Here is a 6,966-nt window from a genome sequence, read left to right on the forward strand (position 1 = left end):
CAGCGACCGGCTCTGCAGGGGTGCTCCGGATCACCAGACGCTACAGGATGCCCGCGATCAAGCCCAGAGGCGGCGAACCGAGATCGAGCAGCGCCTTGTGGAAGCGTTGCAGGGTGAAGCCGGCGCCCCACTGCCCGCGGGCCTGCTCGCGCAGATCGCGGATGAGCAGCTTGCCGTAGGTGTAGCGGCCGTACGTCGGGTCGAACGACGCCCGTTCGGCCTCCGCCGTCGCGGCCGGGCCGGCCAGGTGGGTGTCCGAGACGAACCGCCCGGCGGCCTCCTCGACCGTCATCCGGCCGGTGTGCACGCCGATCGCGCAGGCCAGCCGGGTGACGCGGATCAGCGCCTCCAGCCACACGCCGATCTCGAAGCGGGGGTCGCCGGCCTCGAAGCCCTCCTCGACGCAGAGCTCCTCCGCGTAGTGGGCCCAGCCCTCGATGAACGCCGTCGACTGCAGCAGTCTGCGTACCTCCGACGGCGCCCGCCGCAGCGCCCTCGCGTGCGAGAAGTGGCCGGGGGCGACCTCGTGCACGTTGATCGCGGGCAGCGTGGTGCGGCTGAAGACCTCCAGCCACTCCTCCTGGTCCCGCTGCGGCCAGCTCGGGTCGGGCGGGGTGACGTGGTACCAGGACGGGCCTTCGGGCTCGCCGGGCGCGTTCCACGACATCATGGCCATCGCCCAGCGGCGCGACTCGGGCGCCGGCCCGACCAGGCACTCGCCGTCGTGGTAGGGCACGAGGTTCTTCTCTCGGGTGAACGCGATGGCCTTCTCCGTGCCGATCCTGGCCGCCTCGATCACGCCGTCGGCGTCGGGGTGGTCCTTGACCAGCTCGCGTACGACGTCGAGCGGCTGCCTGTCCCGCTCGCCCAGCTTGGCGCAGGACTCGGTGAGCAGCGCCATGAGCCGGTCGCGTTCGGCGTCGGCCCGCTCCGCCAGCCTCCCGAGGTCGACGGGCAGCCCGTCGGCCGTGCCCATCAGCCTGCTCAGGGCCTCCCCGCCGAGCGCCGCGTCGGGGTCGCCCTCGTCCGCCGCGCGCTGGAGGTGGGCGACGAGCCTGCCGTGCGCCCGCAGCGCGGTCTCGTCCGTGACGCCGACGGCCAGGCCTTTGGCGGTGTTCACCAGGGATTTCGCGACGGGGGCCGGGATCCGGTCGAGCGCCTCGATCGCGTTGTCCACGGCGTCCGGCCAGAGCGCGAGATGGGCCGACCTGGCGGCGGCGCGCTCGGCCGCCGGGGCGTAGTCGCGGTCGTAGCAGGCGAGGTCGAGGTTGGACAGGTGGACCAGGGGGTTCCCGCGGTGCAGGGCCAGCTCGCCGTACTCGGTGCGCAGCCCCTCCTCGAACACCTCCACATGCCGGGCGTCGTGCGGGTCGGCGGGCGCGGCTCCCTCGCCGAGCCGGTCCAGTCCCGCGCGTACGCCGTCGGGCGACAGGTCCTGGATTCGGCCGTCGTACTCGTGCCTGCCGCCGCTCTCGCGCGCCTGGGACACGATCAGGTCGGCGACGGCACGCAGTCTGGGGTCAAGATCGGTCATGCTGCCGACGCTAGCGCAGGCACTTGGCGGATTTGATGGCGCGCGTCCCTAAAGACCGGAATGCGAGACTGGACCGCATGGCCCTCCAGATCACGACGCTCGCGGAGCGTCCGGAGTTCGCGTCGACGTTGTGGGACATGGACCACACGTGGCAGGAGTTCATGCTCAACGACCCGATCGCCGACCTGTTCTACCCGGTCGCCACCACGACCTACGCCGACTACGTGCTCGTCGCCGACGACGACGCCGAGCCCGGCCGGCTGGTGGCGCGGGCGTGCATGATCCCCTTCGTCGCGGGCGGGTCCGAGCTGCCCGACGACGGCTGGGACGGCGTGATCCGGTCGGGCCGGGAGCGCGGCGCCCGCCCCGACGCCGTCTCCGCCCTGGAGATCACCGTGCGGCGCGACCTGCAGGGCACGGGGCTGAGCTCGAAGATGCTGGCGGCGATGCGCCGCCACGCCGCCGGCCAGGGCTTCGCCGAGCTCGCCGCACCGGTCAGGCCCAACCTCAAGCACCGCGAGCCCCACACCCCCATGAGTGAGTACGCCTTCCGCACCCGCCCCGACGGCCTCCCCCATGACGCCTGGTTGCGGGTGCACGTACGGGCCGGCGGGAAGATCGTCAAGGTGGCGCCACGGTCGATGGTGATCGCGGGCACGCTCGCCGAGTGGCGGAAGTGGACCGGCCTGCCGTTCGACCGTACGGGGGACGTCGAGGTGCCCGGGGCGCTCACTCCCGTGCACTGCGACGTCGAGCACGACCACGCCGTCTACGTGGAGCCGAACGTCTGGGTGAGCCATCCGCTGGCCTGACCCGGCTCAGGGCAGGCGCGTCCGCTCCCCCGGCGCGAGCAGCTGCAGCAGGTCGCCGTGCCCCGCGAACGCCCGCTCCACCGTGTCCCTGCCCTGGGTGAAGTGTGCCCAGTGCTCGAAGTGCAGCGGCACCACGTGCCGCGCCCCGAGAATCCCTGCGGCCGTGACCGCGTCGGCGCTGGGCAGCGTCAGGTAGCCGTCGACCAGCGGTGTCCTGGCACCGCCCGCGAACAACACCGCGACGTCCACGGGGCCGGCGCGGCGGGCGATCTCGCGTACGACGTCGAGCGAGGCGTTGTCGCCGCTGACGTAGACGGTCAAGCCCTCCCCTTCGAGCACGAACCCGGTCACCTCGCCCACCAGGTGCTCGCTGCCGTCGGGGCCGTGCTGCGCCGGGACCCCGGTCACCTTCACGGCCCCGACCTCGACGGACGTCCAGTTGGGCAGGGCCCGCACCGGCGCGCCCACGCGCTCGGCCGCCGAGCCGGTGGAGAGCACCAGCGGCGCGGAGGCCAGGAAGGCGCGGCCGGCGTGGTCCAGGTTGTCGGGATGCTGGTCGTGCGAGAGCAGCACGGCGTCCACGGGCCCGGCCGCGTCGGCGCCGAAGGCGGGCCCCGCGGTCTTCGTGAGCGCGCGGTCGCCGATCGGGTAGTCGCCGGGCGGATCGAACGTGGGATCGGTCAACAGGCGCACCCCGCCGATCTCGATGACCGCCGTCGGCCCTCCGGCGTAACGAATCTCCATGGCCGTCACCTACCCGCGGGCCAGCCCGTTGACGATCCGCCACATCGACCGTTGGCAGAGCGCGCGGAAGTCGTCCTCGTCCATCCCCATCCTGCCGTTCAAATACTGCTGCACCAGGCCCTGCGCGCACGACGTGACGGCCAGCGTGACCTCCAGCACGTCGTCCTCGCGCAGCAGCCCCGTGCGCATGCCCTCCTCGACGAGCTCCGTGAGCACGGTGAACGGCGGCCCCTGCCCGCCGCGGAAGTCCTCGGGGAAGCGGCGCGCACCCGTCCACGCGTCGAGGATCAGGAACTGGAACAGGTGCCGGTCGCCGAGCGCGAAGTCGAGGAAGTCGTCGAGCGCCGCCGAGATGCGTTCCCCGAGGTCCCCCGGGGAGGAGCGCCGCCGCCACTGCGCGGCCAGCTCGCTCGCGCTCCGGTTGGCGACGGCCCGCAGCAGCGCCTCCCGGTTGGGATAGTGCCGGTAGATGGCCATGGCGGTGATGCCCGCGGCGTCGCCGACGCGCCGCATGCTGACCGCGGCGGAGCCCTCTTCGACGAGGATGCGCCGCGCGACGGCCACGATGCGCTCGGCCGTACCCGGATCTGCCACGTTTACAGCGTATACCCAGCACGGCGACGGCACGTGCCGGGATGAAGAAGATTCGGTATCGCTACTGACAGGTAATTTTTGTTGATGCGCGGCATGGGGACACAATCCTTCCATGGCATCCATCGCGCCGCTACGACCCGGAGACCCGCCACAGCTGGGCGGCCTGGAGCTGGCCGGCCGGCTGGGCGAGGGCGGCCAGGGCGTCGTCTATCTCGCCCACGACCCGTCGGGCGCCCGCGTGGCCGTCAAATGGATGCGTTCCGACCTGGCGGGCGACCAGGTGAGCGTCGAGCGGTTCCTGCGCGAGGTCGAGGTGGCCCAGCAGGTCGCGCCCTTCTGCACCGCCGCCGTACTCGGCACCGGCGTCGAGCAGCACCGCCCCTACATCGTCAGCGAGTTCATCGAAGGGCCCTCACTCCACCAGGTCGTGACGGAGCAGGGGCCGCGCTCGGGGTCCGTCCTGCACCGGCTGGCCATCGGCACCGCCACCGCCCTGGCCGCCATCCACCAGGCCGGCATCGTCCACCGCGACTTCAAGCCGGCCAACGTGATCATCGGCGCCGACGGCCCCAGGGTGATCGACTTCGGCATCGCGCGGGCGCTCAACGCCACCTCGACGATCAGCGGCACGGTCGTGGGCACGCCCGCGTACATGGCGCCCGAGCAGATCATGGGCCACACCGTCGGGCCGGCCGCCGACCTGTTCTCATGGGCCAGCTCGATGGTCTTCGCCGCCTCGGCCCGGGCTCCGTTCGGCAGCGACACGATGCCCGCGGTGATCAACCGCGTGCTCAACCAGCACCCCGACCTCGGCATGCTCGACGACCAGCTGCGCGACGTGGTGACCGCGTGCCTGGCCAAGGACCCCGCGCAGCGGCCCACCGCCGAGCAGGTGATCATGCGGCTGCTGCAACGCCCCTCGCCCAACGCCGGCATCCTGGCCGAGGCCGCCGCCCAGGCCGCGCCGCAGGCGCCCTTCGGCGCGCACCCGGCACAACCGTCGGGGCCGCCCGGCCCGCACGCCTCCACGATCCCGCCGCCGTACCCGCCAGAGCCCTGGCCGCGGCACGGGCAGATCACCCACCACCAGTACGCCCCGGAACAGCGGCGCCGGAACAGGACCCCGCTGATCGTCGGCGTCACGGTGGGGCTCGCCCTGCTCATGCTCGCCGGCGTGGTCGTGACCATCCAGGTCAACCAGGCCTCCGTCGCCGAGCCGTCCCGCACCCGGGCCTCCGAGCCGTCGCGGACCACCGCGACGCGCGGCCCCTCGCCGGGAGCCACACGGGCCGGCGTGCCGCCCACCGGCACGCGGACCCGGCTGCCCGGCGGAGAGATCTACCTGTACGAGCACCCCGACGACGCCGTCTTCCTGACCTCCTACGAGATCGAGGACGAGAAGAAGGACGACTGGATCGACTACGCCAGGACCTCCCTGCACGGCTCGTTCACGAAGTACGCCGCCAACTGGGAGTCGATGGTCTCGCCCGACGGCCGCTACCTCGCCCACCGAGGCAGGAGCTACAGCTCCGACGACTACGACTTCATCGTCATCACCGACCAGGACTCCGGAAAGCGCACCACGATCAAGACCGTGAAGGACCCGCTGATCAGCACCATCAGGGCCTGGTCGAAAGACGGCGGCCGCATCCTGCTGAACATCGAGAAGAAGAGCGGCGACGACTGGCTCCACCTGGGCTACACCATCATCGACGTGGCCACGGAGAAGGCCACCACCATCGACGTTGCCGACACCTCGATCCGCGAGACCGCCTTCGGCTTCGACGGCGCGGACGAGGGCACCGTCAACGTCTATGGTGACGAGAAGAACCAGGGCCTGCGCTTCTTCGACGCCGCCGGCAAGGCCACCCGCTCATTCCCCGGCATCGGCACGATGTCGGCGGGCACGCAGGACATCTTCTCGCCCTCGGGCGGCGCTTTCGTCACCAACTGCCCCAACGGCGGCGACGGCGACCACTGCATCTGGGACTCCGAGTCGGGCGAGCGGCTGCGCAAGTTCTCCTCCGACTGCGACAAGGTGCTCGGCTTCTACGACGAGAAGCACCTCTACTGCTGGGAGCAGGACAACGACGACAACGACCAGGTGCAGGTGATCGACTTCAGCGGGAAACTGCTGCGCAAGCTGCTGGAAGTGCCCGACGACCTCAACTTCAGCCCGGCGTTCACCATCAATCCGGACAGAGTTTCCTGAACCATCCCGCCCGCTGAGCCGTGATGGAGGGCATGAAGACGCTGATCCGTACGGCCGTGACCGCCACGGCCCTGGCGACCGTGGCAACCGCCTGCGCCTCCGCGCCGGAGGTGGCGCCGCCCGGCAGGACGAGCCTCGGCGCCGTCCGCCTGGTGGCCTACTCCGGATGCGACGACCTGCTGGCGGGGCTGCGCGAGAAGGCCGTCCAGAACGTCGGCCCGTACGGCTTCGGCAACGTCATGCCCATGACCGCCAGGGCGGAGGCCAAGGCCGACACGGCCGGCGCCCCCGAACACTCCACGACCAACGTGCACGAGGCGGGGGTGGACGAGCCCGACCTGGTCAAGACCGACGGCGACCGGGTCGTCACGGTCACGGACGGCACGCTGCGGATCATCGACGCCGCCACGAGGAAGGTCACCGAGTCGCTCGACCTGACCGACGGCGACGAACCCGGGGTCCCCTCCGACCTGCTGATCTCCGGGGACCGGGCGCTGGTCATGCTGCGCGGCGGCGGCGCCACCTACCGCTCGTTCGGGCCGCCGCGCGACACGCGGTACGTGCTGGTCGATCTGGCCGGCGAGCCCAGGGTACTGAGCACGATCGAGCCGCAGGGCACGTACGTCGACGCGAGGATGGTCGGCTCGACGGTCAGGCTCGTCACCCGCAGCCAGCCGGACATCACGTTCCCTCAGGTCAGATCGGTCATCCCGGACGCCGAGCGGGTCAAGCGCAACCAGGAGGTCGTACGCAAGGCGCCGGCCGAGGCCTGGCTGCCCCAGGTCAAGATCACCGACGCGTCGGGGTCGGTCGGGAAGAGTTCGGTCGCGTGCGACCGGGTCAGCCACCCCGCCGACTACACCGGCACCTCGATGCTGACCGTGCACACCATCGACCTGGCCCAGGGCGTCACCGCCGCGGGCACCGACCCGATCGCCCTGGCGGCCGACGGCGACATCGTGTACGGCACGGGCGGCAGCCTCTACGTGGCCAGCAACCCGCGCTGGTGGGGCATGCCGTTCCGCCCGCTGCCGGACGCCCCCACCACCAGACCGGGCACCCCCACCGGC

At 71.6% G+C, this 6,966-nt stretch carries 6 protein-coding genes; 3 read left to right on the plus strand and 3 right to left on the minus strand.

Annotated elements, in window-relative coordinates; translation table 11 throughout:
• Nucleotides 1-40: 40 nt before the first annotated feature.
• Nucleotides 41-1,534: a DUF885 family protein gene (locus GUY59_RS31450; protein WP_138203847.1), complete on the minus strand. Its 1,494-nt coding sequence runs from the start codon at nucleotides 1,532-1,534 to the stop codon at nucleotides 41-43.
• 77 nt (nucleotides 1,535-1,611) lie between these two features.
• On the opposite strand from GUY59_RS31450, the gene GUY59_RS31455 reads away from it, so the two are divergent.
• Complete coding sequence (locus GUY59_RS31455; protein ID WP_138203849.1) at nucleotides 1,612-2,346, plus strand: N-acetyltransferase; 735 nt, start codon at nucleotides 1,612-1,614, stop codon at nucleotides 2,344-2,346.
• A 6-nt stretch (nucleotides 2,347-2,352) separates the two neighbouring features.
• Here the strand turns inward: GUY59_RS31455 and GUY59_RS31460 are convergent, their stop codons facing one another.
• Nucleotides 2,353-3,090 carry an MBL fold metallo-hydrolase gene (locus tag GUY59_RS31460; RefSeq protein WP_138203851.1) on the minus strand — a complete coding sequence of 246 codons (738 nt, stop codon included), beginning with the start codon at nucleotides 3,088-3,090 and terminating at the stop codon, nucleotides 2,353-2,355.
• Between the two features lie 9 nt (nucleotides 3,091-3,099).
• Nucleotides 3,100-3,684 (minus strand): TetR/AcrR family transcriptional regulator, encoded by a 585-nt coding sequence (locus GUY59_RS31465; protein ID WP_138203853.1) that lies wholly within the window; start codon nucleotides 3,682-3,684, stop codon nucleotides 3,100-3,102.
• A 112-nt stretch (nucleotides 3,685-3,796) separates the two neighbouring features.
• Between GUY59_RS31465 and GUY59_RS31470 the strand changes: the two genes are divergently transcribed.
• Both GUY59_RS31470 and GUY59_RS31475 read left to right on the plus strand, forming a co-directional pair.
• On the plus strand, nucleotides 3,797-5,896 hold the full coding sequence (locus GUY59_RS31470) for a serine/threonine-protein kinase (protein WP_138203855.1): 2,100 nt from the start codon (nucleotides 3,797-3,799) through the stop codon (nucleotides 5,894-5,896).
• A gap of 32 nt (nucleotides 5,897-5,928) precedes the next feature.
• Nucleotides 5,929-6,966 (plus strand): beta-propeller domain-containing protein (locus tag GUY59_RS31475; protein ID WP_236667680.1); only part of this gene is annotated, 1,038 nt, incomplete at its 3' end.

This window comes from Nonomuraea sp. K271 (assembly GCF_009908215.1).
In the GTDB taxonomy this organism is placed as follows: domain Bacteria; phylum Actinomycetota; class Actinomycetes; order Streptosporangiales; family Streptosporangiaceae; genus Nonomuraea; species Nonomuraea longispora.